This window comes from Burkholderia sp. BCC1977, from assembly GCF_905339595.1.
Taxonomy (GTDB): domain Bacteria; phylum Pseudomonadota; class Gammaproteobacteria; order Burkholderiales; family Burkholderiaceae; genus Burkholderia.
In genome coordinates this window covers 189,054-215,410 of sequence record NZ_CAJPGQ010000001.1, presented here as the reverse complement: position 1 = coordinate 215,410, position 26,357 = coordinate 189,054, and the positions used below count along the sequence as shown (strand labels likewise).

General features: G+C 69.6%; 21 protein-coding genes. 9 read left to right on the top strand and 12 right to left on the bottom strand.

The genetic code is table 11. From position 1 onward, the window contains the following. Positions 1-59: 59 nt before the first annotated feature. The 3 genes from U5771_RS00995 to U5771_RS00985 are packed head-to-tail and all read left to right on the top strand — an operon-like array spanning position 60 to position 5,016. Entirely contained in the window at positions 60-1,151 is a 1,092-nt protein-coding gene (locus U5771_RS00995; protein ID WP_415859377.1) for an efflux RND transporter periplasmic adaptor subunit, read from the top strand. After that, a complete protein-coding gene (locus tag U5771_RS00990; protein ID WP_322022223.1) occupies positions 1,148-4,264 on the top strand; it encodes an efflux RND transporter permease subunit in 3,117 nt (1,038 codons plus the stop codon). Before U5771_RS00995 ends, U5771_RS00990 begins: the two co-directional genes overlap by 4 nt. Positions 4,265-4,302: 38 nt before the next feature. Beyond that, a complete protein-coding gene (locus tag U5771_RS00985) occupies positions 4,303-5,016 on the top strand; it encodes a LuxR family transcriptional regulator (protein WP_322022222.1) in 714 nt (237 codons plus the stop codon). Between the two features lie 75 nt (positions 5,017-5,091). Here U5771_RS00985 and U5771_RS00980 read toward each other — a convergent pair whose 3' ends face one another. From U5771_RS00980 to U5771_RS00965, 4 genes are all read right to left on the bottom strand, one after another. Next, entirely contained in the window at positions 5,092-6,090 is a 999-nt protein-coding gene (locus tag U5771_RS00980) for a sugar-binding transcriptional regulator (RefSeq protein WP_322022221.1), read from the bottom strand. Positions 6,091-6,149: 59 nt separating this feature from the next. After that, positions 6,150-7,631, bottom strand: a complete 1,482-nt coding sequence (gene xylB / locus U5771_RS00975) for a xylulokinase (protein WP_322022220.1) — start codon at positions 7,629-7,631, stop codon at positions 6,150-6,152. Between the two features lie 141 nt (positions 7,632-7,772). Beyond that, positions 7,773-9,167, bottom strand: coding sequence for a D-arabinitol 4-dehydrogenase (dalD, locus tag U5771_RS00970; RefSeq protein WP_322022219.1), 1,395 nt, complete (start codon positions 9,165-9,167; stop codon positions 7,773-7,775). Positions 9,168-9,341: 174 nt separating this feature from the next. After that, positions 9,342-10,253 (bottom strand): LysR family transcriptional regulator, encoded by a 912-nt coding sequence (locus tag U5771_RS00965; protein ID WP_322022218.1) that lies wholly within the window; start codon positions 10,251-10,253, stop codon positions 9,342-9,344. A 99-nt stretch (positions 10,254-10,352) separates the two neighbouring features. Between U5771_RS00965 and mdlC the strand changes: the two genes are divergently transcribed. The 4 genes from mdlC to U5771_RS00945 all read left to right on the top strand — a co-directional run bounded on the left by mdlC (position 10,353) and on the right by U5771_RS00945 (position 16,095). Further along, a complete protein-coding gene (gene mdlC / locus U5771_RS00960; protein ID WP_322022217.1) occupies positions 10,353-11,969 on the top strand; it encodes a benzoylformate decarboxylase in 1,617 nt (538 codons plus the stop codon). 29 nt (positions 11,970-11,998) lie between these two features. Beyond that, positions 11,999-13,450 (top strand): aldehyde dehydrogenase, encoded by a 1,452-nt coding sequence (locus U5771_RS00955; protein ID WP_322022216.1) that lies wholly within the window; start codon positions 11,999-12,001, stop codon positions 13,448-13,450. Between the two features lie 13 nt (positions 13,451-13,463). Beyond that, positions 13,464-14,417, top strand: coding sequence for a 2-dehydropantoate 2-reductase (locus tag U5771_RS00950; RefSeq protein ID WP_322022215.1), 954 nt, complete (start codon positions 13,464-13,466; stop codon positions 14,415-14,417). A 280-nt stretch (positions 14,418-14,697) separates the two neighbouring features. Then, a complete protein-coding gene (locus U5771_RS00945) occupies positions 14,698-16,095 on the top strand; it encodes an MFS transporter (RefSeq protein ID WP_322022214.1) in 1,398 nt (465 codons plus the stop codon). Positions 16,096-16,116: 21 nt separating this feature from the next. On the opposite strand, the gene kynA is transcribed toward U5771_RS00945, so the two are convergent. The 3 genes from kynA to kynB all read right to left on the bottom strand — a co-directional run bounded on the left by kynA (position 16,117) and on the right by kynB (position 19,070). Continuing rightward, positions 16,117-17,043, bottom strand: a complete 927-nt coding sequence (gene kynA / locus U5771_RS00940; RefSeq protein WP_322022399.1) for a tryptophan 2,3-dioxygenase — start codon at positions 17,041-17,043, stop codon at positions 16,117-16,119. Positions 17,044-17,135: 92 nt separating this feature from the next. After that, on the bottom strand, positions 17,136-18,389 hold the full coding sequence (gene kynU, locus U5771_RS00935; RefSeq protein WP_415859374.1) for a kynureninase: 1,254 nt from the start codon (positions 18,387-18,389) through the stop codon (positions 17,136-17,138). A gap of 39 nt (positions 18,390-18,428) precedes the next feature. Further along, positions 18,429-19,070: an arylformamidase gene (gene kynB / locus U5771_RS00930; RefSeq protein WP_322022213.1), complete on the bottom strand. Its 642-nt coding sequence runs from the start codon at positions 19,068-19,070 to the stop codon at positions 18,429-18,431. Between the two features lie 130 nt (positions 19,071-19,200). Between kynB and U5771_RS00925 the strand changes: the two genes are divergently transcribed. After that, positions 19,201-19,701: an Lrp/AsnC family transcriptional regulator gene (locus U5771_RS00925; RefSeq protein WP_044844460.1), complete on the top strand. Its 501-nt coding sequence runs from the start codon at positions 19,201-19,203 to the stop codon at positions 19,699-19,701. Here U5771_RS00925 and U5771_RS00920 read toward each other — a convergent pair. The 3 genes from U5771_RS00920 to U5771_RS00910 all read right to left on the bottom strand — a co-directional run bounded on the left by U5771_RS00920 (position 19,688) and on the right by U5771_RS00910 (position 22,594). Further along, a complete protein-coding gene (locus tag U5771_RS00920; RefSeq protein WP_322022212.1) occupies positions 19,688-20,197 on the bottom strand; it encodes a flavin reductase family protein in 510 nt (169 codons plus the stop codon). The two genes, U5771_RS00925 and U5771_RS00920, sit on opposite strands and share 14 nt — an antisense overlap. Before the next feature lie 328 nt (positions 20,198-20,525). Next, positions 20,526-21,191: a hypothetical protein gene (locus U5771_RS00915; protein ID WP_322022211.1), complete on the bottom strand. Its 666-nt coding sequence runs from the start codon at positions 21,189-21,191 to the stop codon at positions 20,526-20,528. Then, positions 21,188-22,594 carry a selenium-binding protein SBP56-related protein gene (locus U5771_RS00910; RefSeq protein WP_322022210.1) on the bottom strand — a complete coding sequence of 469 codons (1,407 nt, stop codon included), beginning with the start codon at positions 22,592-22,594 and terminating at the stop codon, positions 21,188-21,190. Before U5771_RS00910 ends, U5771_RS00915 begins: the two co-directional genes overlap by 4 nt. 563 nt (positions 22,595-23,157) lie before the next feature. Between U5771_RS00910 and msrA the strand changes: the two genes are divergently transcribed. Further along, a complete protein-coding gene (gene msrA / locus U5771_RS00905) occupies positions 23,158-23,718 on the top strand; it encodes a peptide-methionine (S)-S-oxide reductase MsrA (RefSeq protein WP_322022209.1) in 561 nt (186 codons plus the stop codon). Between the two features lie 54 nt (positions 23,719-23,772). Here the strand turns inward: msrA and U5771_RS00900 are convergent, their stop codons facing one another. Together U5771_RS00900 and U5771_RS00895 are read right to left on the bottom strand one after the other, a co-directional pair. Further along, positions 23,773-25,095: a DUF72 domain-containing protein gene (locus U5771_RS00900; RefSeq protein WP_322022208.1), complete on the bottom strand. Its 1,323-nt coding sequence runs from the start codon at positions 25,093-25,095 to the stop codon at positions 23,773-23,775. A gap of 23 nt (positions 25,096-25,118) precedes the next feature. After that, a complete protein-coding gene (locus tag U5771_RS00895) occupies positions 25,119-26,339 on the bottom strand; it encodes a cyclopropane-fatty-acyl-phospholipid synthase family protein (protein ID WP_322022207.1) in 1,221 nt (406 codons plus the stop codon). Between the last annotated feature and the right edge of the window lie 18 nt (positions 26,340-26,357).

Genomic DNA, 26,357 nt, shown 5'->3' with positions numbered 1-26,357 from the left:
TGACGATATTGGTCACATGATTCACACTCGGGCCTTCTTCAGTCTGGAGATTGCCCATGTTGCTCATTCGCGCGGCCGCGCCGGCTGTTCTCGCCGCTTCGATTGCGTTCGGCCTCGTCGCCTGCGGTCCCGCGAAACAGGACGATCCGCGCGCCGCGACGCCGCTCGTCCGGACGGACATCGCACGTGACGCCGGGGGCGTCGGGCGGACCTTCACGGGTACCGTCGTCGCGCGGGTGCAAAGCGACCTCGGTTTCCGCGTGCCGGGCAAGATTGTCGAACGCATGGTGGATGCCGGCCAGACCGTGCGTCGCGGGCAGCCGCTGATGCGGATCGACGCAACCGATCTGCAACTCGCGACGCGCGCCGAGGACGACGCCGTGGCGGCAGCGAAGGCACGCGCCAACCAGACTGCGGCCGACGAAATGCGCTACAGCGGGCTTGTTTCCGCCGGCGCGGTGTCGGCATCCGCATACGACCAGATGCGGGCCGCCGCCGACACCGCGCGGGCGCAGCTTCGTGCCGCGCAGGCGCGTGCGAACGTCGCGCGCAACGCGGCAGGTTACGCGGTGCTGGTCGCCGATGCGGACGGTGTCGTGATGAGCACGCTCGGTGAGCCCGGACAAGTGGTGGCCGCAGGGCAGACGGTCGTGCGGCTTGCGCGTTCCGGCCCGCGTGAAGCGGTTGTCGACCTGCCCGAGACTTTCCGGCCCGCGCTCGGCTCGATGGGCCGCGCGACGCTGTATGGCGGTGCCGACCTGACGGGTGACGCACGTTTGCGGCAACTTTCCGATGCGGCCAATCCGCAGACGCGGACATTCGAGGCGCGCTACGTGCTGGAGGGGCCGATCGCGCGCGCGCCGCTCGGCGCGACGGTGACGGTCAATGTGCCCGACGCGCGCGCCGCGACCGGCGCCGCCGCAATACGGGTGCCGCTTGCGGCTGTCTTCGATCGTGGGAATGGCCCGGGCGTCTGGGTCGTCGACGGGACGAAGCCGCGCGTGGTCTGGCGGCGCGTGCGGCTGGTCGCGATCGGCGACGAGACCGCCACCGTCGCGGAAGGGCTCAAGGCAGGCGAGCGCTTCGTCGCGCTCGGCGCGCACCTGCTGCACGACGGTGAGAGCGTGCGCATTGCGGGAGCGCTGCAATGAGCGGCTTCAATCTTTCCGCGCTCGCGGTGCGAGAACGCGCGGTCACGCTGTTCCTGATCATCGCGGTGTCCGTCGCCGGCGCGCTCGCGTTTCTCAAGCTCGGCCGCGCGGAGGATCCGGCATTTACCGTCAAGGAGCTGGCCTTCATGTCTGCGTGGCCCGGCGCGACCGCGCAGGAGATGCAGGACCTGGTCGCCGAGCCGCTCGAGAAGCGGATGCAGGAGTTGAAGTGGTACGACCGCACGGAAACCTTTACGCGGCCGGGGCTCGCTTTCACGACCGTCACGCTGCGCGACGACACGCCGCCGTCGGCCGTGCAGGAAGAGTTCTACCAGGCGCGCAAGAAGCTGGGCGACGAGGCGGCGAAGCTGCCGCAGGGCGTGGCCGGCCCGTTCGTCAACGACGAATACGCGGACGTGACGTTCGCGCTCTACGCGCTCAAGGCGCGCGGCGAGCCGCCGCGCGTGCTGGTGCGTGAGGCGGAAGCGCTGCGCCAGCGGTTGCTGCACGTGCCGGGCGTGAAAAAGATCGATATCGTCGGCGAGCGGCCCGAGCGCATATTCGTCGAATTCTCGTATGCACGGCTCGCGACTCTCGGCATTTCGCCCCGCGATATCTTTGCCGTGCTGAACGACCGGAATCTCGTGACGCCTGCCGGCTCGATCGACACGGCCGGGCCGCGCGTGCAGATTCGCCTCGACGGCGCGCTCGACGATCTTCAGAAGATCCGCGACACGCCGATCGTCGCCGGCGGCCGCACGCTCAGGCTGTCCGACATCGCGGACGTCAAGCGCGGCTATGAGGATCCCGCCACCTTCCTGATCCGCAACCAGGGCGAGCCGGCGCTGCTGCTCGGCGTCGTGATGAAGGAGCGCTACAACGGCCTGCAGCTCGGCAAGGATCTCGACAAGGAGGTGGCGGCGATTTCGGCCGAAATGCCGCTAGGCCTGTCGCTGACGAAAGTCACCGATCAGGCCGTCAACATCGAGGAAGCGTACGACGAGTTCATGCTGAAGTTCTTCGTCGCGCTGGCCGTCGTGATTACCGTGTGCCTGATCAGCCTCGGCTGGCGGGTGGGGATCGTCGTCGCGGCGGCCGTGCCGCTCACGCTCGCGGGCGTCTTCATCATCATGCTCGCGACTGGACGCGATTTCGATCGCATCACGCTCGGCGCGCTGATCCTGTCGCTCGGGCTGCTCGTCGACGACGCGATCATCGTGATCGAGACGATGGTCGTGAAGATGGAGGAGGGGTTCGACCGCATCGCCGCCTCCACGTACGCATGGAGCCATACCGCCGCGCCGATGCTCGCGGGCACGCTCGTGACCGCGATCGGGCTGATGCCGGTCGGTTTCGCGAAGTCGAGTGCGGGCGAATACGCGGGCAACATCTTCTGGGTCGTCGCCTTTGCGCTGCTGACGTCCTGGGTCGTCGCGGTCGCCTTCACGCCGTATCTCGGCGTCAAGCTGCTGCCGCGGATCCGGCCGGTCGCGGGCGGGCATGCCGCCGTCTACGATACGCAGGCGTATCGCCGGTTTCGCGCGCTGCTCGCGTGGACGGTCGCGCACAAGAAACGCGTCGTGTTCGCGGTCGTGGTTTCGTTCGCGGCCGCTGTCCTCGGCCTCGGCCTCGTCAAGCAGGAGTTCTTCCCGATCTCGAGCCGGCCGGAAGTGCTGGTAGAAGTGCGGATGAGTGAAGGAACCGGCATCGCCGCCACGAGTGCGGCGGTCGGCAAGGTAGAGGCATGGCTGCGCAAGCAGCCCGAGGCCCGGCTGGTCACGAGCTACATCGGCCAGGGGGCGCCGCGCTTCTTCATTGCGATGTCGCCTGAGCTGCCCGACCCGTCGTTCGCGAAGATCGTCGTGCTGACGCAGGACGAGAAGGCGCGCGAGGCGCTGAAGCTGAAGCTGCGCACCGCCGTTGCGCAGGGTCTCGCGCCCGACGCGCAGGTGCGTGCGACGCAGATCGTGTTCGGGCCGTATTCACCCTTTCCCGTCGCGTTTCGCGTGATGGGGCCGGACGAGGGCAAGGTCCGGGAGATCGCCGGGCAAGTCGAGCGTGTGATGCGCGCGAACCCGTCGATGCGGCAGGTGAACACCGACTGGGGGCCGCGCGTCCCGACGATCCGCATCTCGCTCGATCAGGATCGGCTGCGCGCGATTGGCCTGAGCACGCACGATGCGTCGCAGCAGCTTCAGTTCCTGTTGACGGGCGCCCCTGTCACGCAGGTGCGCGAAGACATCCGTTCGGTCGAAGTGGTGGCGCGCAGCGCCGGCGCCGACCGGCTCGATCCGGCGAAGCTCGGTGCGTTCACGCTGACGGGAAGCGCCGGCCAGAAGGTGCCGCTCGACCAGCTCGGCGAGGTCGGAGTTCGCGTGGAAGATCCGATCTTGCGGCGTCGCGACCGCCTGACGACGATGACCGTGCGTGGCGACATCGGCGAGGAATTCCAGCCGCCCGAGATCTCGAACGAAATCATTCAGGCGATCCGGCCGATCGTCGCCGCGTTGCCGCCGGGGTACCGGATCGAGACCGGCGCGGCCCTCGAGGAAGCGAACAAGGCGAACGCCGCGCTCGCCGCCGTGTTTCCGATCATGCTGATCCTGATGATGATCGTCGTGATCTTCCAGGTGCGCTCGATCGCGGCGATGGCGATGGTGCTGTTGACGGCACCGCTCGCGCTGGTGGGTGTCGTGCCGATCCTGTTGCTGTTCCGTCAGCCGTTCGGCTTCAACGCAATCCTCGGGTTGATCGGTCTTGCCGGCATCATCATGCGCAACACGCTGATTCTGATCGGGCAGATCCACCAGAACGAAGCCGACGGCCTCGATCCGTACGACGCGATCATCGAAGCAACCGTGCAGCGTGCGCGCCCGGTGATCCTGACGGCGCTTGCGGCTGCGCTTGCCTTCATTCCGCTGACGTTCTCGGTGTTCTGGGGGGCGCTCGCGTTCACGCTGATCGGCGGTACGATCGGCGGCACGGCCTTGACGCTCGTGTTTCTCCCTGCTCTGTACGCGATCTGGTTCCGCATTGCTCCGAAGGCGACCGACGAAGCGGCGCAAATGTCTCCGCCGGCAACTCGGCGCGAAGAGACGCCCGTCAGTTCCTGACCGGGCACATGCGAACCGGAAAACAGGGAGGCGAGAAAATGACGAACCATTCGAGCATGTGCTATGGAAACATGTTTTCCGAGCTGAATTCGGAATCGGAGCTGGTCGAGCGCATGACGTACGTGACGCGCGAGCTTGGCTTCGAGCATTTCTACTATGTGATGCGCATTCCACTGCCGATCTCGAACCCGCGGAACTACATCTTTTCCGATTGCCCGGACACGTGGATCCGGAGCTACGTCGAGCGCGACGGCTTCAGGACCGATCCGGCCGTGCAACGCGGGTTGCGGGAAACCATGCCGTTCCTGTGGTCCGCCGTTAGCGGGGAGGCGGCGGATTTCTGGGGCGATCCGATGCAGCAGCGGTTTCGTCACGCGTGGAGCATGCCGCTGCGCGGGCAGTTCGGCACGATCGGCTTGCTGTCGCTGCTGAGGAAATCCGCGCCGATCCTCCGGGACGAACTCCTGTTCAAAGAGCCATACGTGCTGTGGCTGACGACGCTGGCTCACCGGGCGATGACGCGTCTCGTCGTCGCCACGGCGATGCCCGAGGTGTGCCAGACGCTGACGGCGCGCGAGAAGGAGGTGCTGAAATGGACGGCTGCAGGCAAGACGTATGCCGATATCGGATTGATTCTGTCCATCTACGACCGGACCGCGAAGTTTCACCTGATGAACGTGATGCGCAAGCTGCGTGCGGCCAACAAGGCGGAGGCCGTGATGAAGGCCACGATGCTCGGGTTTCTTCAGTGATCTCCGGTTCGTCCGGAAGCGTCGGCGATCCGGTGTGCGGTGACCGCATGCGGTGAGGGGAAGCCGGCACGCCGGCTACGCTTCCAGCGCCGCCCTCGCGCACGTCTCGTCGGTGACGAGCCCGGACAACCAGCCGCCGCGCAGCGCGGCGATCACCGCATCGCGTTTCTTCGGGCCGCCGGCGAACGCGATCGTCGGACGCTTCGGCGGCGTATCGAGCGCGACGCTCGTCACGCGCGCGCTGGTCGACACGTCGATCAGCTTGCCCTGGGCATCGATCGGCACGCCGAGCAGTTCGGCCACCGCGCCGAGCGCGGTCATCTCGTCGCGTTCCTGTTCGGTGATGAAGCCGTCCTCGTAGAGCGGGCAGTGCGGGCCGATGTTGCCGACCCCGACGAACGCGACGTCGGCCTGCGCCGACAGCGCGTCGACGATCCGGTACAGCCGGTGATTGCACCATTGCGCGCGCTCGGCGTCGCTGTCGGCGAACAGCGGCGCGGGCAGCAGGAAGTGCTTGCTGCCGGTTTTCTCGGAGATGTACTGCGCGACGTCGTAGCGGTTCGACGAGCCGTCGGCCGCGATCGCGCCGACCATCGACACGAGCCGGTGCTGCGGCCGCTCGATCTGGGCGATCTGCGCGACCGCCGCCTTCAGCGTCCGGCCGCTGCTGACGGCGATCACCATCGGCCGCGTTTCGTTCAGGTAGCGCTCCATCACCTGCGCGCCGGCGACCGCGAGCTTGCGGTCGATCGCATCGGGCGCATCGGCATCGACGGGCACGACTTCGCACATCGCGAGCCCATAGCGTTTCGACAGCTGCGCGCCGAGGTCGAGACAGTCGGCGAGCTGGTGATCGACGCGCACGCGGATCAGGTTCTTCTCGACCGCGAACGCGACGAGGCGCTGCGCGACCGGGCGCGACACCTGCAGCTTCTCGGCGATTTCGTTCTGCGTATCGCCCGCGACGTAGTAGAGCCACGCGGCACGCGTGGCGAGATCGAGTTTTTCTGAGGACTTGGACACGATAGCGGTTCGGTTCGGATCTGGGCCGGCCGTCAGGCGGCGCAACGGCATCCACTGTAACGCATGCCGGGCGCGCGGCCGACGGCCACGGCGCGTCGCCGCGGCGGCGCTTACGCGAGTCGCGCGCGCGACGGTTCGTAAAGCGGGCGCACGTGCCGATACAGTGCGCGGAACGCGTCGAGGCGCTCGCGCAGCAGCGCGTGACGGGCGGCATCGGGCGCGTATTCGGCACGCACCGGCGGCTTGGTCAGCACCGCATGCGGATCGCCGCCGACGGCGAGCCAGCCCAGCCGCGCCGCGCCGAGCGCCGCACCCGTTTCGCCGCCGCCGTGCTGGCGCGTGCGCACGTTCAGCGCGTCGGCGATCAGTTGCGCCCAGAACGCGCTGCGCGCGCCGCCGCCGATCAGCGACAGCCGGTCGGTTTCGACGCCGGCCGCGTGCAACGCGTCGAGGCCGTCCGCGAGGCCGAGCGTCACGCCTTCGAGCACGGCGTAGCCGAGATGCGCGCGTTCGGTCGCATGCGTCATCCCGAAGAACACGCCCTGCGCATAAGGATCGTTGTGCGGCGTGCGTTCGCCGGACAGGTAGGGCAGGAACAGCGGCGCCGTCGCGAGCGCGTCCGCGTCGAGCGCCTCGATTTCGGCGAGCAGCGCCGGCTCGTCGGTGCCCGTCAGCTTGCAGACCCAGCGCAGGCAGCTCGCGGCCGACAGCACGACGCTCATCAGTTGCCAGCGATCGGGAATCGCGTGGCAGAACGCATGCACGGCCGACGCGGAGTTCGGCAGGAAGCGGTCGCCGACCACGCTCAGCACGCCCGACGTGCCGAGCGACACGAAGCCGTCGCCCGGGTGGATCGCGCCGATGCCGAGCGCGCTCGTCGCGTTGTCGCCGCCGCCGCCCGCCACCACGACGGCCTCCGACAGCCCGAGCTCGCGCGCGAGATCCGCGCGCAGCGTGCCGGACGGCGCGTTGCCTTCGACGATGCGGGGCATCTGGTCGCGCGTCATGTTGCACGCGGCGAGCAGTGCGTCGGACCAGTCGCGGCGCGCGACGTCGAGCCACAGCGTGCCGGCCGCGTCGGACGGATCGGACACTTTCGCGCCGGTGAGCCGGAAGCGCAGGTAGTCCTTCGGCATCAGCACGCAGGCCGTCGCGGCGAACACGTCGGGTTCGTGCTTCGCGACCCACAGCAGCTTCGGCGCGGTGAAGCCGGGCATCGCGAGATTGCCGGCCAGCGCGTGGAGATCGGGTGCGCGTTCGGTGAGCAGCGCGCACTCGTCGGCGCAGCGCATGTCGTTCCACAGGATCGCGGGGCGCAGCACGCGATCGTCGCGGCCGAGCAGCACCGCGCCGTGCATCTGGCCCGACAGGCCGATGCCGCGCACCTGCGCGAAGGCCTGCGGATGCCGTTCGCGCAGCGCCGCGAGCGCGGCGAGCGTGCCTTGCCACCAGTCGTCCGGATGCTGTTCCGCCCAGCGCGGATGCGGCCGCGACACGCTGAACGGCGTGCCGGCGGTGCCGACCACGGTGCCGTCCGGAGCAAGCAGCAGCACCTTCACTTCCGAGGTGCCGAGGTCGATGCCGAGATACATGAGCGATCCGTTCCGTCAGTGAGGAGCCGCTACTTTAGCCGCACGCGGGCGTGCAGCCAACGCAGGTTCGCCCGGATGCGCGGCCGCGCGCGGGCAGCCGCGTATCCGGGCTGCGGGCCGCGGGCCGCGGGCCGCCGCGCATCAGCGCTGCGCGAGCCACGCGTCGACGCGCGCGAGCCCGGCGCGCAGCGCCTCGAACAGCGCCGCGTTGCCGGCGAGCGAGCCCCACAGCGCGCGGCTCGCGCACAGTGCGACGACCGGATCGTCGGCTTCGACGATCGCGCGCGCGGCGCCGTCGTCCATCACGCCGTCCTGGTACGGATACGGGAGCAAGCCACGCGCCCAGCGTTCGAGAAAGCGCAGGAACAGCGCCGGCAGCACGGCGGTGGCGACCGGCGCCGCGCCGCGCGCGAACGATTCGACGAGCGTCGGCGCGATGAAGCCGGGAATCTTCGAGAAGCCGTCGGCCGCGACGCGCTGGTTCGTGTCGAGCACGTACGGATTGCCGAAACGTTCGAGCACGACGTCGCGGTAGCGTTCGAGGTCGAGCGGGCTCGGGCTGAGGCACGGGATCACGTCCCGCGTCACGTAGTCGTGCGCGAAGCGGCGGATCGCCGCGTCGTGCGTGCCTTCGTGGATATACGTGTGGCCCGCGAGCGTGCCGGCCCACGCGATGCAGCTGTGCGTCGCGTTGAGGATGCGGATCTTCGCTTCCTCGTACGGGTGCACGTCGTCGACCAGTTCCGCGCCGGCCAGCTCCCAGCGCGGCCGGCCGGCCGCGAAGCGGTCCTCGATTACCCACTGGATGAACGATTCACCCATCACCGGACACGCGTCGTCGACGCCGGTGGCCGCGCGCACCCGTTCGCGCACGTCCGCGGTCGGGCGCGGCGTGATGCGGTCGACCATCGCGCTCGGCGTCGCGACGTTCGCATCGAACCAGGCGAGCAGGCCGGCTTCGCCGCGCCGTTCGAGGAATTCGCGCATGCCCGCGCGAAAGCGCGCGCCGTTGTTGCGCAGGTTGTCGCAGCTCTGCAGCGTGAGCGGGCCCGCGCCGCGCTTCACGCGCTCGGCGAGCAGCGCCGCGAGCGCGCCGTACAGCGTCGTGCGCGCGCCCTGCAGGTCGGCCGCGAGATCGGCGTTCGCGAGGTCGAGCCGGTTGTGTTCGTCGAGGTAGTAGCCGCCTTCGGTGACGGTGAACGACACGATCCGGCACGCCGGGTCGGCGCCGGCGTCGATCAGCGCGGCGAGATCGATCGACCACGGCAGCACGCGCGAGATCGCGCGGACCGTCTCGTAGGCGCGCTCGCCCTGCGGCGTGACGGTTTCGAGCGTGTAGGCGCCGTGCTGGGCGGCGAGCGCGTCCATCGTCGCGCGCATGTCGTCGCGGATGTTGCCGACGATCAGCGACCAGCGTTCGCCGGCCGGCACGGCCGCGTTCGCGCGATGCAGATACCACGCCTGATGCGCGCGGTGGAACGAGCCTGCGCCGATGTGCAGCAGCACGGGTGCGCGGGCGGAGGACGATTCGCTCATCCGGTGTCTCCTGTTCGTGCCAGTCTTTTCGGTCGAATACGATCATTTGCTCTTTGTGTGAGCGAATGATCGTATTCGGGCGAGCGAAAGTCAAGGCGGGGACACGGCATTTCGATGGTGCGCTGCGGCGTCGCGCGTGTCGCTTGCGCGACTTGTCGACAGCGGGGGCGGGCGTCAGCGTCCGTCGCGCGTCAGTGCGACGAGTTCCTCGAGCAGCTTGCCGGCCGGCCCCGGCAGGATTCCGTGGCGGCGGCGGAACGCGGTGAGCGTGCGCACCGCGACGACCTCGCGCACCGGCAGCGTGTCGATCGTGCCGGCGCGCTGCTCGGCGCCGTACATCGGTTCGGGCATCCAGCTCAGGAAGCCCGCATGCGCGACGAGGCTCTTCAGCGTCGTGACCGAGCGCGTCTCGACCGCGATGTCGGGCAGCGCGAGCCCGTGCGCGTCGAAGGTCGCGCGCATGTGGTCGAACGGCGCGGTGCCGCGCGGCGGAATCGCCCAGCGCGCGTGCAGCGTGTCGGCGAGCGTCGGCGCGCGGCCGAGCGCGCGCAGCGGATGGTGCGGTGCCGCAACGATATGGCTGCGATCTTCCCAGCGGCACTCCGGAATCGCGACGATCTCGTCGGTGTCGGGCCCGTGCGCGGACAGCGCGAGATCGATCTCGTGCTTGTTCAGCCCTTCCGCGAGCCGGTCCCACACGCCTTCGAGGATCTCGACGCGCAGGTTCGGCCAGCGGTCGAGCACGCGGCCGACCGCGACCGGCAAGACGAGGCTCGCGATGCTGCCCACCGTGCCGACCTTGATCGTGCCCTTCGCGAAGCCGCGCATCGCGTCGAGTTCCTCGCGCGCATGCTCGGCCTCGTGCTGCAGCAGCGTCGCGTGCGGCAGCAGCGCCTCGCCGAACGCGGTCAGCTGCACGCCTTTCGAATGGCGCTCGAACAGCGGCGCGCCGACCTGGTCCTCGAGCCGCTTCAGGATCCGGCTCAGCGCCGGCTGGGTCACGTGCAGCGCGTCGGCCGCGCGGCCGAGGCTGCCGCACGCGACGATGGTCGTGAACGCACGCAATTGTCGAAGATCGAAAGTCATGCCGAACCGTAATGGCTTTTCGCAGAAAATACAGTATCCGTGAATGACTCGCGCTTCGATACTGTGGAAATCGCCAAGCCACCCAGGAGACGCCCGAGCATGTCCGGCACCCCGTTCCATTCCGCCGCACCGGCAGCCCCGATCACCGTCCGCGATGCCGTCATCGACCTGTTTCGCCAGTTCGGCATCGATCGCGTGTTCGGCAATCCCGGCTCGACCGAGCTGCCGATGTTCCGCGATTTCCCCGCCGATTTCCGCTACGTGCTCGGCCTGCAGGAGGCCGTCGTGGTCGGGATGGCGGACGGTCACGCGCAGGCCACCGGCAATGCGGCGGTTGTCAACCTGCATTCGGCGGCCGGCGTCGGCAACGCGATGGGCAACCTGTTCACCGCGTTCAGGAACCGCACGCCGCTGATCGTCACCGCCGGCCAGCAGGCGCGCGCGATCCTGCCGTTCGATCCGTTCCTCGGCGCGACGCAGGCCGCCGAGCTGCCGAAGCCGTACGTGAAATGGAGCATCGAGCCCGCGCGTGCGCAGGACGTGCCGGCCGCGATCGCGCGTGCGTACCGGATCGCGATGCAGGAGCCGCGCGGGCCGGTGTTCGTGTCGATCCCGGTCGACGACTGGGACCAGCCGGCCGAGTTGCTGCCGCGCCGCGACGTGAGCAGTGTCGTGCGGCCCGACCCCGATGCGCTCGCGCGGCTCGGCGACGCGCTCGATGCCGCGCGGCGTCCGGCGCTGGTCGTGGGCGCGGCCGTCGACCGCGCCGGCGCGTGGGATGACGTCGTGCGGCTCGCCGAGCGGCACCGGGCCAGCGTGTACGTCGCGCCGATGTCGGGGCGCTGCAGCTTTCCCGAGGACCATCCGCTGTTCGCCGGCTTCCTGCCCGCGATCCGCGAGAAGATCGTCGCGCGGCTCGACGGGCACGACCTCGTGTTCGCGTTCGGCGCGCCCGCGTTCACCTATCACATCGAGGGCTTCGGCCCGCACGTGCCGCCGGGCGCCACGCTCGTGCAGCTCGTCGACGATCCCGGCATCGCCGCGTGGACGCCGTCGGGCGACGCGGTCGTCGGCAACCTGCGGCTCGCGGCGCGCGACCTGCTGGCCCGGCCGGCGCCTCCCGAGCGGCCGATGCCCGCGCCGCGGCCGCCGCTCCCGCGCGCCGAAGCGCCGGCCGCCGGCGAACGGATGTCGGTGGCATTCGTACTGCAGACGCTCGCCGACGTGCGCGACGCGCACGACATCGTCGTCGAGGAAGCGCCGAGCGCGCGGCCGGTGATGCAGGCGCACCTGCCGTTCACGCGCAGCGGCACGTTCTACACGATGGACAGCGGCGGGCTCGGCTACGGGATGCCGGCCGCGGTCGGCGTCGCGCTCGCGCAGCCGGGGCGGCGCGTGATCGGGCTGATCGGCGACGGGTCGAGCCTCTATTCGATCCAGGCATTGTGGAGCGCCGCGCAACTGAAGTTGCCGATCACGTTCGTGATCCTGAACAATCGCCGCTACGCGGCGCTGCAGGACTTCGCGCCCGTGTTCGGCTTCGGCCCCGACGATCCGGTGCAGGGCACCGATCTGCCCGATCTTGATTTCGTCGCGCTCGCGCAGGGGATGGGGTGCCGCGGCATCCGCGTCGCCGACGCCGCGCGCCTGCACGACACGCTGACGGATGCGCTGCGGGCCGATACGCCCGTCGTCATCGACGTCGAGGTTGCCTGACGCGCGTGGCGCGTCGTTCCGGAGAATCCATGCAAACCGTATCGATGCTGATCGGCGGCGAACGCCGCCATTCGTCCAGCGGCGCGACCTTCGTGCGCCGCAACCCGCTCGACGGCGAAGTCGCGTCGGCCGCGCCCGCGGGCACGGTCGACGATGCGCGCGCGGCGGCCGACGCGGCCGCCCGCGCGTTTCCCGAATGGGCCGCGCTCGGCCCCGGCGCGCGCCGCGCGCTGTTGCTGAAGGCCGCCGCCGCGCTCGAAGCGAAGCACGAGCAGTTCGTCGCCGCGATGGCGGCCGAGACCGGCGCATCGGCGCTGTGGGCCGGCTTCAACGTGCACCTTGCCGCGAGCGGGCTCGTCGAGGCCGCGTCGCTGACCACGCAGATCGGCGGCGAACTGATCCCGTCCGACGTGCCCGGTTCGCTCGCGATGGGGGTGCGGCAGCCGGCCGGCGTCGTGCTCGGCATCGCGCCGTGGAACGCGCCGGTGATCCTCGCCACGCGTGCGCTCGCGCTGCCGCTCGCGTGCGGGAACACGGTCGTGCTGAAGGGCTCCGAACTGTGCCCGGTCACGCACGGGCTGATCGTCGAGGCGCTGCAGGAGGCCGGGCTGCCGCCGGGCGTCGTCAACTTCGTGACGAACGCCCCCGAGGATGCGGGCGCCGTCGTCGATGCCCTGATCGCGCATCCGGCCGTGCGCCGCGTGAATTTCACCGGCTCGACGCGTGTCGGGCGGATCGTCGCCGAAGCGTGCGCACGCCATCTGAAACCGTCGGTGCTCGAACTGGGCGGCAAGGCGCCGTTCGTCGTGCTCGATGATGCCGATCTCGACGCGGCGGTCGCGGCGGCCGCATTCGGCGCGTTCGCGAATTCCGGACAGATCTGCATGTCGACCGAGCGGATCATCGTCGACGTGGCGATCGCCGACGCGTTCGTCGCGAAGCTCGCGGCCAGGGCCGCGTCGCTGCCGCTCGGCGATCCGCGTCGCGGGCCCGCCGTGCTCGGTTCGCTGATCGACATGAAGGCCGTCGAGCGCTGCAACGCGCTGATCGACGATGCGCTCGCGCACGGCGCGACGCTGCGCTGCGGCGGCAAGTCGGACAGCACGCTGTTCCCGGCGACGCTGCTCGATCACGTGACGCCCGCGATGCGGATCTATGCGGAGGAATCGTTCGGGCCGGTGAAGGGCATCGTGCGGGTCGACGGCGAGGCGGCCGCGATCCGCTGCGCGAACGACAACGCGCTCGGGCTCGCGTCGGCCGTGTTCAGCCGCGATGTCGCACGCGCGATGCGTGTCGCGGCGCGCATCGAATCGGGCATCTGCCACGTGAACGGCCCGACCGTGCACGACGAGGCGCAGATGCCGTTCGGCGGCGTGAAGGACAGCGGCTTCGGCCATTTCGGCGGCAAGGCCGGCATCGCCGCGTTCACGGACCTGCGCTGGATCACCGTGCAGACCGCGCCGCGCCACTATCCGTTCTGAGGGGGCGCCGACGATGAGGATTGCGATTCTCGGTGCCGGTGCGATGGGTTCGCTGTTCGGCGGGCTGCTGGCCGAGCACGGCGAGGCCGTCACGCTGATCGACGTGAACGACGCGCATCTCGATGCGATCCGTCGCGACGGGCTGCGTATCGACGACGATCGCGGCGAACGCCGCATCCGCGCGTTGCAGGCCGTACGGCCGGAAGCGGTGAATGGGGCGAGTGCGGCGGCAGGCGCATCGCCCGACACACCGTTCGACCTGCTGATCGTTTTCACGAAATCGCTGCACACGCGGGCGGCGCTCGACGGCGTGCGCGCGTTGCTGACGCCGCAAACGTTCGTGCTGACGCTGCAGAACGGCCTCGGCAACGTCGAGACGCTGAACGCGTTCGTGCCGCTCGAGCGCATTCTGGTCGGCGTCACGACGTGGCCGGCCGATTTCGCCGGGGCCGGACACGTGCGCTCGCACGGTGCGGGCACGATCCGCATGATGACGGCCGACGGCGCGGCGCGCCCGTTCGCGGCGGCCGTGGCCGACGCGCTGTCGCGTGCCGGGCTCGCGTGTGCGCTCGATGCCGACGTGTGGGCCGCGATCTGGGAAAAGGTCGCGTTCAACGCGGCGCTCAACACGCTGTGCGCGGCGACGGGCTGCACGGTCGACCAGCTCGGCCGCGAACCTGACGGCCCGCGGCTCGCGCTCGCGATCGCGGCGGAGACGGCCGCCGTCGCGCGCGCGAAAGGCATCGCCGTGGACGGCGAACGCATCGCGCGCAACATCGAGCATGCGATCCACGCGCATCGCGGCCATCGGCCGTCGATGCTGCAGGACGTGCTCGCGGGCCGCCGCACCGAGATCGACGCGATCAGCGGCCAGGTCGTCGCGGCGGCGCGCGAGACGGGCGTCGCGGTGCCGCATACCGATACGCTGCTCGCGCTCGTCAGGCTGATCGACGCGCGGCGCGACTGAGCATCGGGCCGGCGGCCGGCTTGCGCCGCACGACGATACGGCCGCGCCGCATGCCGGCGATGTCGCCGGATCGGGAAGGATTGGACAGGATGCGGGGTCGGGGCCGATGCAGGGGCGTCGACCGACCGTGCAGCACGAGATCCGGGCACGCGTAAGCGCCAGCCCGGACAACTGGAGACGCCATGAAAATCAGCAAATGCCGTTGTCTTGCCGCGCGCCGTTCGCGCGCCTTGCCGCCGATGCAGCCGATGCCGCTGACGCGTGCCGCACGGGAGGTCGCATGAGCACGCGCGACGGATTGCAGCCGCCCCCGGTCGACATCGGCGCGACCCTCGACGACGGGCCGTTCACGACGATGCAGCGTTGCGTGGTGCTGCTCGCCGCGCTTGCGATCGTGCTCGACGGCTTCGACGGCCAGTTGATCGGCTTCGCGATTCCGGTGCTGATCCGCGAATGGGGGATCACGCGCGGCGCGTTCGCGCCCGCGGTGGCCGCCGGGCTGGTCGGGATGGGCATCGGCAGCGCGTGCGCGGGGATCGTCGCGGACCGTTTCGGCCGCCGCCAGGCCGTGATCGGCAGCGTGTTCCTGTTCGGCGTCGCGACCTGCGCGATCGGCTTCGCGCCGGATGTCGCGGCGATCGCGGTGCTGCGCTTCATTGCGGGGCTCGGGATCGGCGGCGCGTTGCCGACGGCCACGACGATGACGGCCGAATACACGCCCGCGCGGCGCCGCACGATGATGGTGACGGCGACGATCGTCTGCGTGCCGCTCGGCGGCATGCTGGCCGGTCTGTTCGCGCACGAGGTGCTGCCGCGCTACGGCTGGCGCGGGCTGTTCTTCGCGGGCGGCGCGTTGCCGCTCGTGCTCGGCTTCGTGCTGGTGCGCGCGCTGCCCGAATCGCCGCGCTACCTGGCGCGCCGCCCCGCGCGCTGGCCGGAACTCGGTGCGCTGCTCGCGCGCATGCAGCGGCCGGTTGCGCCCGGCACCGCGTTCACCGATCTGCGCGACGCGCGCGCGCCCGGCGCGCGCGGCGGGTTCGGCGCGCTGTTCGGCGCCGGCCAGGCGCGCGACACGATCGCGCTGTGGTGCGCGTTCTTCATGTGCCTGCTCGCCGTATATGCGGCATTCAGCTGGCTGCCGACGATGCTGGCCGCGAGCGGGCTGAGCGTGTCGGTCGCGGGCTCGGGACTCACCGCGTACAACCTCGGCGGCGTGATCGGTGCGCTGCTGTGCGCATGGGCGATCGCGCATGCGGGTTCGCGCTGGCCGCTCGCACTGTGCAGCATCGGCGGCGTGGTGAGCGCCGTGTGGCTGATGGGCGTGGATGCGGGACGCCACACGGGCTGGCTGATCGTCGGGCTCGGCCTGCACGGGCTGTTCGTCAACGCGGTGCAGTCGACGATGTATGCGCTGTGCGCGTACATCTACCCGACGGCGGTGCGCGCGACCGGCACCGCGAGCGCGCTCGCGTTCGGCCGGCTCGGCGCGATCCTCAGCGCGTTCGCGGGCGCGGTCGTGATCACCGCGGGCGGCGCGACGGCGTACCTGACGATGCTGGCCGTCGCGATGGGGGTGGTGTGCATCGCGCTGCTCGCGATGCGGCGGCACATTCCGCGGCTCACGCGCGAGCGGGCGGTGCCGCGCGACGGGGAGGAGCTGGCCCGCACGTCGTCGTGACGCGCGGGCGCACGACGTGCGTTACAGCGTGGTGCGCACGTGCCACAGCTCCGGGAACAGCACGACGTCGAGCATCTTGCGCAGATACGGCGCGCCGCTCGTGCCGCCCGTGCCCTGCTTGAAGCCGATGATGCGTTCGACGGTCGTCACGTGACGGAAGCGCCACTGGCGGAACGCATCCTCGAGATCGACGAGTTCCTCAGCCATCTCGTACAGCTCCCAGTGCTGCTGCGGATGACGATAGACCTCGAGCCACGCGGCTTCGACCGTTTCGTCGTGCCGCATCGGCTGCGTCCAGTCGCGCTCGAGCCGCTCGGGCGCGATCGGGAAACCGCGCCGCGCGAGCAGGCGCACGACCTCGTCGTAGAACGACGGCGCCTCGAGCGTCGCGCGCACCTGTTCGAGAATCTCGGGCCGGTGCGCATGCGGCTGCAGCATCTGCACGTTCTTGTTGCCGAGCAGGAATTCGAGCTGGCGATACTGGTACGACTGGAAGCCCGACGACTGGCCGAGATACGGCCGCATCGCCGAATACTCGGACGGCGTCATCGTCGACAGCACGTTCCACGCCTGCACGAGCTGCTCGAGGATCCGCGACACGCGCGCGAGCATCTTGAACGCGGGCGGCAGCGCGTCGCCGCGCACCGCGTCGAGCGCGCCGCGCAGCTCGAACAGCGCGAGCTTCATCCACAGCTCGCTCGTCTGATGCTGGATGATGAACAGCATCTCGTTGTGATCCGGCGACAGCGGATGCTGCGCGTCCAGGATCGCATTCAGCGACAGGTAGTCGCCGTAGCTCATCGACTTCGAGAAATCGAGCTGCGCGTCGTGCCAGCCGGCTGGCGCCGCGGCATCGCCCGGCACGTGCGGTGCTTCGTGGACGGGTTGGGCCGCGCGTGCGCCCGAGAACGGGCAGCCCGCCGGCGCATCGTCGCCGGGTGGCTGCATATGACCAGAATTCACGACTTTCTCCAGATTTGAATGACGGGGGCGCGGCGCGCCATCCGCACGTCGCGGCGGCGCGCGCCGGGCGACGCCGATCAGGTCACCGCGCCGCGCTCGGCGAACTCGGGCGCCTTCCACGCATCGGTGGCCAGAATGTCGCGCAGCGTCTCGACGGCATCCCACACGTCGACGAAGCGCGTATAGAGTGGCGTGAAGCCGAAGCGCAGCACGTACGGCTCGCGGTAGTCGCCGATCACGCCGCGCGCGATCAGCGCCTGCATCACCTCGTAGCCGTGCGGATGCTCGAAGCTCGCCTGCGAGCCGCGCTGGTGATGCGCGCGCGGCGTGACGAGCTTCAGCGACAGGCCCGCGCAGCGCGCCTCGACGAGCGCGATGAACGCGTCGGTGAGCGCCAGCGACTTGCGGCGGATCGCGTGCATGTCGGTCTGCAGGAACACGTCGAGCCCGCATTCGACCATCGACATCGACACGATCGGTTGCGTGCCGCACAGGAAGCGCGCGATGCCCGGATCGGGCGCGAAGCCCGGCTGCATCGCGAACGGCGCGCGGTGGCCCCACCAGCCCGACAGCGGCTGCGAGAAGTGCGCGTGATGGCGCTGCGGCACCCACACGAACGCCGGCGAACCGGGGCCGCCGTTCAGGTACTTGTACGTGCAGCCGACCGCGCCGTCCGCATGCGCGCCGTTCAGGTCGACCGGCACCGCGCCGGCCGAGTGCGCGAGATCCCACAGCATCAGCGCGCCCGAATCGTGCACGAGCTGCGTGACGGCCGGCATGTCGTGCATGTAGCCGGTGCGGTAGTTCACGTGCGTGATCATCGCGACGGCCGTGTCCGCGCCGAGCGCGTCGGGCAGGTCCGCCGGATCGACGATCAGGCGCAGTTCGTAGCCGCCGCCGAGCTGCTCGATCAGCCCTTGCGCGATGTACAGGTCGGTCGGGAAGTTCGAGCGCTCCGACACGATCACGCGGCGCTCCGGCGCGCGCTCGGCCTGGTGGCGCAGCATCGCCGACAGCAGCTTGAACAGGTTGATCGAGATGGTGTCGGTCACGACGGTTTCGCCGGGCGCGCCGCCGATCAGCGTCGCGAGCTTGTCGCCGAGGCGGCGCGGCAGCGCGAACCAGCCGGCGGTGTTCCAGCTGCGGATCAGGCCTTCGCCCCATTCGGCGCCGATCACCTGTTGCGCACGGGCGGCCGATGCGCGCGGCTGCGCGCCGAGCGAGTTGCCGTCGAGGTAGATCACGCCGTCGGGCAGTGCGAACTGGTCGCGCAGCGCGCCGAGCGGGTCGTCGCGGTCGAGGGCGAGCGCGTCTTCACGGGTCTTGATCATGATGTCGGGTCAGTGATTCACGGGTCAGGGTTCGATTAATCAGGCGGATCGGCCAGGCAGCGCGCGCAGCACCGCACGCACGGGGCTCGCGTCGAGCGTCGTGAACTTCAGCGGCAGCGCGATCAGTTCGTAGTCGCCGGGCGGCACCTCGTCGAGCACGATCCCTTCGAGGATCGCCATCCGGTGCGCGCGCACGCGGTGATGCGCATCCATGGTCTTCGATTCCTGCGGGTCGAGCGACGGCGTGTCGATGCCGATCAGCTTCACGCCGCGCGCGGCGAGCAGGTCGACGGTGTCGGGCGCGACCGCGCAGAAGCCGCCGTCCCATTGCTCGACGCTGGCGCGCGCATAGGTGCGCAGCAGCACGCGCGGCGGCACGCCGGCGAGCGCGGCCTCGATATCGGCCGGGCGCACGACCGGCGACGCGCCGATGCAGTGGATCACGCGGCACGGGCCGAGATAGGTGTCGAGCGGCACCGCGCCGATCGGCGCGCCGTCGGCGTCGTAGTGGAGCGGCGCGTCGCAGTGCGCGCCGGTATGCGGCGACAGCGTCAGGCGCGCGACGTTGACCGGCGAGCCGGCCTCCATCCGCCAGACGCGTTCGACGGAAACCGGCGTATCGCCCGGCCACACGGGGGTGGCGGGGCTGACGGGCGGCGAGATGTCCCAGAGTGTGTCCATGGCATGACGAGTCGGTGAATCGATGCTTCGAATGATAGGTGGACGCTCGCAGAAAGTGCTTGCGAAATAAACATGGACAATCCGCCGGATTGGCAGATAATTCGACTCAGAGGGAAAATGGGGACCAAAAATGCACGCGATCACGCTCGATGCCACCGACTGCCGGATTCTGGCGGTACTGCAGGAGGAGGGCAGAATCAGCAATCTCGACCTGGCGGAACGGATCTCGCTTTCGCCGTCCGCCTGTCTGCGCCGCATGCGCCTGCTCGAGGAGCAGGGCGTGATCGAGCACTATCGCGCGTGCCTGAGCCGCGAGAAGCTCGGCTTCGAGCTCGAGGCGTTCGTGCAGGTGTCGATGCGCAACGAAGAGAATCAATGGCACGAGCGCTTCGCGGAAGCGCTGCGCGAATGGCCGGAGGTGGTCGGCGCGTTCGTCGTGACGGGCGAGAGCCACTATCTGCTGCGCGTGCTCGCGCACAACCTCAAGCACTATTCGGATTTCGTGCTGAACCGGCTCTACAAAGCGCCGGGCGTGATGGACATCCGGTCGAACATCGTGCTGCAGACGCTGAAGGACGAAGCGGGCGCGCCGGTCGGGCTGGCGCGCATGGGGGCGATCAAAGCGGTGTGAGGCCGTGGAAGCCGCCGCCGTGGAACACGAGCGGCGGTGCGGCATCCGCCACGTCACGCACGCCGCAGCGTTCCACTTCGCCGACGAAGATCACATGGTCGCCTTCGTCGTAGCGGCTGCGGTTGTGGCATTCGAACCACGCGAGCGCACCGTCGAGCACCGGCATCCCCGAGTTGCCGGCTGCGTGCGCGATCCCTTCGAAGCGGTCGCCCTTGTAGGTCGAGAAGCGCTTGCACAGGTCAAGCTGCGACGCCGCGAGCACGTTCACCACGTAATGGCTGTTGCTGCGGAACACCGGCGTCGACGCCGACTTGTGCGCGAGGCTCCACAGCACGAGCGGCGGATCGAGCGACACCGAGTTGAACGAGCTCGCGGTGATGCCGATCAACTGCCCGGACGGCGCCCGCGTCGTGATGACCGTGACGCCGGTCGCGAACTGGCCGAGCGCCTGGCGAAAGGCGGCCGAGTCGAAATCGGGTGGGGTGGCATGCTTCATCGGGCGGCCATCCGGATCGAAACGGACAGGCGCGGCGCGCGGCGGGTGCGGGGGGCGCGGCGGACGAAAGGCGGCAAGGCCAGGGCGGTCGGTCGGGAAGTGGTGCGCATGGCGCGATTTTAGCGGAATCGCGACCGCCGGGCCCATGCGGACGGTGCATTGCGGGGCCAGCGTGAGGTAGCGAACACTGGCGCGCGGCGCTGCAATTGGGCCCGCGGCGGCGTTTCTGTCGCGTTTTGTTGCGCGCGGTCGGCGGTCCGGCCACGGGGCGCGCCATCCGCCACACCCTGAATCGCGCGCGACCGCCGCGCCAGTAGCCGCTCGCGCGCTAGCCCGCCGCCGCCAGGCCGAGCGACAGCGCACCGGTCAGGATCAGGCTCGACGCCCACACGGCATCGAGGTTGAACCAGCTCCGCGCGACGAACTTCAGCCCGAGATAGCAGTACACGAGCCACGCGAGCGTGCCGCCCGCGCCGATCATCGCGGCCGCGTGCACTGCCGCGACGACGAGGGCCATCCCGAGATGCGCGTCGACGAGCGTGGCCGCCGCGCGATGGCCGATGTCCGGGTCGAGCCCGCAGAGCCCGAGATAAATCGGCACCAGCATCAGCCCCGCACCGTGCGCGAGCGCCACCGCGAACGACCACAGCCCGAGCCGCGCGGGCGGAATCCGCGCGAGCGCGCGCGGATGGCGCCGCCGGATCAGCAGCACCGCGCCGAAGCCGATCACGAGCGCGCTCGCGCCGATCCGGATCGCCGACTGCCACGCGAGCAGCGCGGCGAGCAGCCCGAACGGCAGCATCACCGTGAATACCGCGAGCGCATGACCGAGCGCGAGATAGCCGAGCGCGGCGACGAGCGCGCCGCCGCGGCGCGTCATCAGCGCGTTCGACACCGCGAGCGGCCAGCCCATCGCCGGATTGAGCCCGTGATAGACGCCGCTCGCGAGCACGGCCGCCCACAGCGCGAGCGGCGCGGAGAGGCTGGCGCTCAACGCTTGACCGACGGATAGCAGAACGAGTCGGTCGAGCAGTCGCCGCCTTCGAGCCGGATCTGGTGCGCGCGATAGCCGTCGGGGAAGTCGACCCGGTAATCGTCGGCGAGCGTCAGCCCGCCGTCCGGGCCCGCATGCGCGAGCACCTGCGCGGCCGGCACGCCGTCCGGATAGAACTGGTCGTCCCACGTCGAGTAGAGCGAGTTGGTCCAGTACACGCGCCGGCCGTCGCGGCTGATCTCGACCATCTGCGGGCCGCCCGCGAACGCGCGGCCGTTCGGGTGCGGCGCGCGGCGCACGATCCCGCCGATGCGTACCGACCCCGCGAGCACCGGGTGATGCGGGTCCGACACGTCGTACTGACGCATCTCGCCCGTGCCCCAGCACGACACGTACAGAAAACGGTCGTCGAGCGACAGGTCGATGTCGGTCACGAGCGGCGGCACCGCGCCGAATCCCTTGAGCAGCGGCGGCAACTCGTCGGCGGCGGCCGGTTCGGGCGGAATCGTCGCGGTCTTCTTCACATGGAACTGGCCGTCCTCGCGCCACCAGGTCCAGATCGACCCTTCGAGATTGGTCGTGTCGACCACCACGCCGACGAACCCGTATTCGCGCACCGGATCGTGCGCGGGCCGCACCTCGAGCGCCATCTGGTGCTGCGCGCCGAGATCGATCGTCTGCACGTTGCGCCGCGCGCGCAGGTCCCAGAAATGCAGCCGGTGGCCGTAGCGGTTCGCGAGCAGGTCTTCCGGCACGATGCCGTGCTCGAATTGCGGCGGCAGCGCCCATTCGCTCGACACCATGTAGTCGCGCGGCAGGTTCCACCAGAAGTCGTAATGCTTGTCCTGCGGGCCGCGGTCGATTTCCCAGCGGCCGAGCACGTCGAAGGTCTCGCAGTCCATGATGAAGATGCCGGGCGCGCCGTCGGTGCCGTCCTTGCCCGCGCCGCCGAGCGTGCTCACGTAGATGCCTTCGGGGCCGCAATGCACCGTGTGCGGCCGCGAATAGCCGGTCTTCGCGAAAACCTCGTCGGGCTCGATGATCTTGTGGATGCGCGCCTGCGTCGGATGCGGCTTCGTGTCGATCACGTAGATGCGCGACGAGCGCAGGCCCGGGATGATCAGGAAGCGGCGCTCGAGGAACGCGTGACCGGTCAGCGGCGACAGCGACGACGAGCACGCATTCCAGCCGAAGTGGTGGAATTCGTCGCCGGTATTCGGCATCGTCACCGTGTGCACGATCTTGCCGTAGGTCGCCGAGCCGGGTTTCACGTCGATCACGGCGAGCGCGTCGGGCCTGGAAAAATCGGGGCTCAGCAACAACGTATAGGCAAATTCCTCCGCCGGCGCCTGCATCGCAAGTGCCGGCGAAGCGTGAAATGTCGGGTCAGGCCGCATGCTCATCGTAGTGCCTCTCTCGGTTGTATCGGATCAAGGATGCACGGCCGTTCACTGCGGACGTGCGGGTCGAACAGGTTGCATGACGCGCATGCGCCGGCGGCCGCGCGCGTCGGCAGGGCGCGCGGTGCGGTGCATCAGATCGGGAAAGCGGGGAAACGCGGTGCACCGGGTCGCCGCGCATGCGGCGTAACGGGCGCACGGTGATGCGAGGGTGCGGGGGCAGCGACGGCGCGCGGGGCACCGGCGGTCGGGCCCGCCAGGCGGACCATTTCTGCTGAGGCGTGCATAGCGATGTTCCGGCAGATGATGTAGGCATCAGGGCGGGCATGCATCGGACGCTGCGTGGCGCCGGACGGTGTGCCGTCGCGGCGAAGCGTGCCTAAGTGTAGTCGAGAAACGTGCGGCCGGTGGTGTGCGGCGCGCGTGCGGTTCAGCCGGATTCGCGCGCGAGTGAGATACTTGAACGCTGCCGCTGCGCACCGGGCAACCGGGCAGCGGCGATACGGACCGGCGGCGCCGGCGCGCGAGCGCGTGCCGGCCGCCGTCATCAACGAGGTAATGATTTCATGGTGAACGAGATGCTTGAAACCGCGACTGTGGGCGGCGGGTGCTTCTGGTGCACGGAGGCCGTGTTTCTCGACGTCGACGGCGTGACGGCCGTCCAGTCGGGCTATGCGGGCGGCCATACGCGCAATCCCGGCTATCGCGACGTCTGCGACGGCGACACCGGGCACGCGGAGGTCGTGAACGTGACGTTCGATCCGGCGCGCATCGGTTATCGGGAGATCCTCGAGATATTCTTCGCGACGCACGATCCGACCCAGCTGAACCGGCAGGGCAACGACGTCGGCACGCAATACCGATCGGCCGTGTTCACGCATTCGGATGCGCAGCGCGACGTCGCGCTCGACGTGATCCGCGAACTGGAGCGCGAGCAGGTGTTCGGGCAGCCTATCGTCACGCAGGTCGTGCCGCTCGACGACAACTACTGGCCGGCCGAGGACTATCACCAGAACTATTACGCGCGCAATCCGGGGCAGGGCTACTGCTCGGTCGTGATCGGGCCGAAGCTCGCGAAATTCCGCCAGAAGTTCTCGCACCGGCTGAAGTCGCTGCGCGGCGCGTGAGCGGCGCGTCAGTCCGTCAGCCAGCCAGCGGCGCGGGCACCCGCGCCGCGACCCCTACGCCGCCTCGTTGCGCCAGTGCGCGCACGCGGCGGCGATCTCGCGCGCGAGCGCGACGCACGACAGCGGCGCGGAGCCTTCCGCCTTGTTGTTGATCGTGATGATCACCGGCTGTCCGGCCAGCGCGTAGCGCGCGGCCAGCGCGGCGAGCGCCGAGCGCGTGGCCGGATCCTCGTCGACGAGCTTGTCGAACGGCTCGTACTTCGCTTTCGCCTGTTCGTACTTGAACCCGCCATGCAGGCTCCAGCGCACGATCAGCGGGCCAGGCGCATCGCCGTCGAGCAGCGCGAGCGCGGCCGCCTGGCGCAGCGGGTCGGGCATCCGCGCATGCAGGCCGACGCAGTAGCGCACGCCGAGCGCCGCGAGCGCGCGGATGAAGCGCGGCGTGAGCAGGCTCGCGTCGCGGATCTCGATCGCATAGCGCGTGCCGTCGGCATCCGGCGACAGCGGCGGCAGTGCCGCGAAGAACGCCGACAGCCGGTCGATCAGCGCGGCCGGGTCGGCGAGCAGTTGATCGGGCATCGGTGAAAACTGGAACACCAGCACGCCGGCCTTCCGGCCGAGCCCTTCGAGGCACGGCTGCACGAATTCCCGGGTGGCGAGCTGCGCGTCGAGGAAGGTCGGGTTCGGCCCGGACGGCTCGCCGCGCCGGCCGCGCACGACCGCGTCGGTGACGGATGCCGGCGCCTTCACGACGAAGCGGAAGTCGTCCGGCACCTGTTGCGCGTAGCGCAGGTAGTCGGCGACCGACAGCGGCCCGTAGAACGACCGGTCGAGGCTCACGCTCTTCAGCAGCGGATGCGCGCCGTACGCCTCGAGCCCTTCGCGCGACAGCTTGGTTTGCGCGAAATCGCCGTCGTAGACGATGCCGTCCCAGCCGGGGAAATACCACGACGACGTGCCGAGCCGCACGTTTGGCGGCAGCGCGGCCGCCGCGTCGGCGACTTCCGCGGAAACCGGTGCGGGCGGCACGCCGCGCCGGCGCCGGCCTTGCTTCGGCGGCGCGGCCGGCGGGGAGGGTTCGTCCCACAGCAGGCCGGACGCGGGGGGCGGCTCAGGTTCGTGATCGGCGGACGGGCGGGGCGATGCACGGCCGGCGCGCGCAGGCGACTTTGCCGGCTGCACCGCGTCGTGCTCGTCCGGTGTCACGTGTGCGCCGGCGCCTGCAGGATGGCCGTCGTCCGCGGGCGCGGCCGTGCGCGCGTCGTCGGGCGACGCGCCGCCGAACAGGTCGAACTGCCAGTCGGCGTGCGACCCGTCCGTGTCGTCGCGCTGCTGTCGTTGCGGCGGCGTGTTGCGCCGCGTCGTGCCGTCACCCATGCATGCCCAGCGTGAAGTGCCGCCTAGCGCGGCAGCGTGTGTTCGTACATATAGCGTCGCGACCATGGCAGCGTTTTCGCGCTGCGTCCGGCCTTGCGGCACACGATCTGGAAGATCGACACGTCGTCGTGCTCGAACGCATACGCGCAACCGGCGAGGTACACGCGCCAGATGCGGAATTTCTCGTCGTCGACGAGCGCGCGTGCCTGGTCCGCCTTCGCCTCGAAGTTCTCGGTCCAGATCTCGAGCGTGCGCGCATAGTGCCGCCGCAGGCTTTCGACGTCAATCGCCTCGAGCCCGCCGCGCTGCGCCGCTTCGAGCGCGAGGCTGATGTGCGGCAGCTCGCCGTCCGGGAACACGTAGCGGTCGATGAATTCGCCGCCGCCGAGCGCCGTTTCGCCGCTTTCCGCGTCGGTCGACGTGATCCCGTGGTTCATCGCGATGCCGTCGTCGGTCAGAAGGTCGTGCACGCGCGAGAAATAGAGCGGCAGGTTCTTGCGGCCGACGTGCTCGAACATCCCGACGCTCGTGATGCGGTCGAACTGTCCGTCGATCTCGCGGTAGTCCTGCAGGCGGATCTCGATCTTGTCCTCGAGCCCGGCGGCTTTCACGCGCGCGGTCGCGAGATCGAACTGGTTCTGCGACAGCGTGACGCCCAGACACGTCGCGCCGAACTTCTGCGCGGCGCGCAGCACGAGCGCGCCCCAGCCGCAGCCGATGTCGAGCAGGCGCTGGCCCGGCTCGAGCTGGATCTTGGTCAGGATGTGGTCGATCTTCTTGACCTGCGCGGCCGCGAGATCCTCGTCGCCGTTCTCGAAGTACGCGCACGAGTACACCATGTTCTCGTCGAGCCACAGCCGGTAGAACTCGTTCGAGACGTCGTAGTGATACTGGATCGCCTTCTTGTCGGTGTTCTTCGTGTGATTGAAGTAGCGCTTCACGCGCGCGAGCTTGCTCGCGCTGGTCACGGTGCTGCGCGCGAGCGAATAGCTGATGTTGATGATGTCCGACAGCCGGCCTTCGATGTCGATCTTGCCCTTCACGTACGCCTCGCCGAGATTGTCGAGGCTCGGTTCGAGCAGGAGCGGCAACGCCGACGCGCTGTTGACCTTCAGCGTGACCTGCGGCGCGCTGAAGGTGCCGAAATCGAGTTGATCGCCGTTCCACAGCACGAGGCGCGCCGGTATGTTCGCTTTCGCCCGTACTTCGTCCGCCCACTGTGCCAGCTTCTTTTCCCAGAACATTTGGATTCTCCGTTTGTT

Bases quoted from the DNA above. Each gene is read 5' to 3' on its own strand.
- U5771_RS00945 (WP_322022214.1), top strand. From the start codon at position 14,698: ATGAGCACGCGCGACGGATTGCAGCCGCCCCCGGTCGACATCGGCGCG.
- xylB (WP_322022220.1), bottom strand. From the start codon at position 7,631: ATGTATCTCGGCATCGACCTCGGCACCTCGGAAGTGAAGGTGCTGCTG.
- U5771_RS00990 (WP_322022223.1), top strand. From the start codon at position 1,148: ATGAGCGGCTTCAATCTTTCCGCGCTCGCGGTGCGAGAACGCGCGGTC.
- U5771_RS00965 (WP_322022218.1), bottom strand. From the start codon at position 10,253: ATGACTTTCGATCTTCGACAATTGCGTGCGTTCACGACCATCGTCGCG.
- dalD (WP_322022219.1), bottom strand. From the start codon at position 9,167: ATGAGCGAATCGTCCTCCGCCCGCGCACCCGTGCTGCTGCACATCGGC.
- kynU (WP_415859374.1), bottom strand. From the start codon at position 18,389: ATGATCAAGACCCGTGAAGACGCGCTCGCCCTCGACCGCGACGACCCG.
- U5771_RS00955 (WP_322022216.1), top strand. From the start codon at position 11,999: ATGCAAACCGTATCGATGCTGATCGGCGGCGAACGCCGCCATTCGTCC.
- U5771_RS00980 (WP_322022221.1), bottom strand. From the start codon at position 6,090: ATGCCGTTGCGCCGCCTGACGGCCGGCCCAGATCCGAACCGAACCGCT.
- U5771_RS00920 (WP_322022212.1), bottom strand. From the start codon at position 20,197: ATGAAGCATGCCACCCCACCCGATTTCGACTCGGCCGCCTTTCGCCAG.
- U5771_RS00895 (WP_322022207.1), bottom strand. From the start codon at position 26,339: ATGTTCTGGGAAAAGAAGCTGGCACAGTGGGCGGACGAAGTACGGGCG.
- U5771_RS00900 (WP_322022208.1), bottom strand. From the start codon at position 25,095: ATGGGTGACGGCACGACGCGGCGCAACACGCCGCCGCAACGACAGCAG.
- U5771_RS00910 (WP_322022210.1), bottom strand. From the start codon at position 22,594: ATGAGCATGCGGCCTGACCCGACATTTCACGCTTCGCCGGCACTTGCG.
- mdlC (WP_322022217.1), top strand. From the start codon at position 10,353: ATGTCCGGCACCCCGTTCCATTCCGCCGCACCGGCAGCCCCGATCACC.
- kynB (WP_322022213.1), bottom strand. From the start codon at position 19,070: ATGGACACACTCTGGGACATCTCGCCGCCCGTCAGCCCCGCCACCCCC.
- kynA (WP_322022399.1), bottom strand. From the start codon at position 17,043: ATGCAGCCACCCGGCGACGATGCGCCGGCGGGCTGCCCGTTCTCGGGC.
- U5771_RS00925 (WP_044844460.1), top strand. From the start codon at position 19,201: ATGCACGCGATCACGCTCGATGCCACCGACTGCCGGATTCTGGCGGTA.
- msrA (WP_322022209.1), top strand. From the start codon at position 23,158: ATGGTGAACGAGATGCTTGAAACCGCGACTGTGGGCGGCGGGTGCTTC.
- U5771_RS00985 (WP_322022222.1), top strand. From the start codon at position 4,303: ATGACGAACCATTCGAGCATGTGCTATGGAAACATGTTTTCCGAGCTG.
- U5771_RS00950 (WP_322022215.1), top strand. From the start codon at position 13,464: ATGAGGATTGCGATTCTCGGTGCCGGTGCGATGGGTTCGCTGTTCGGC.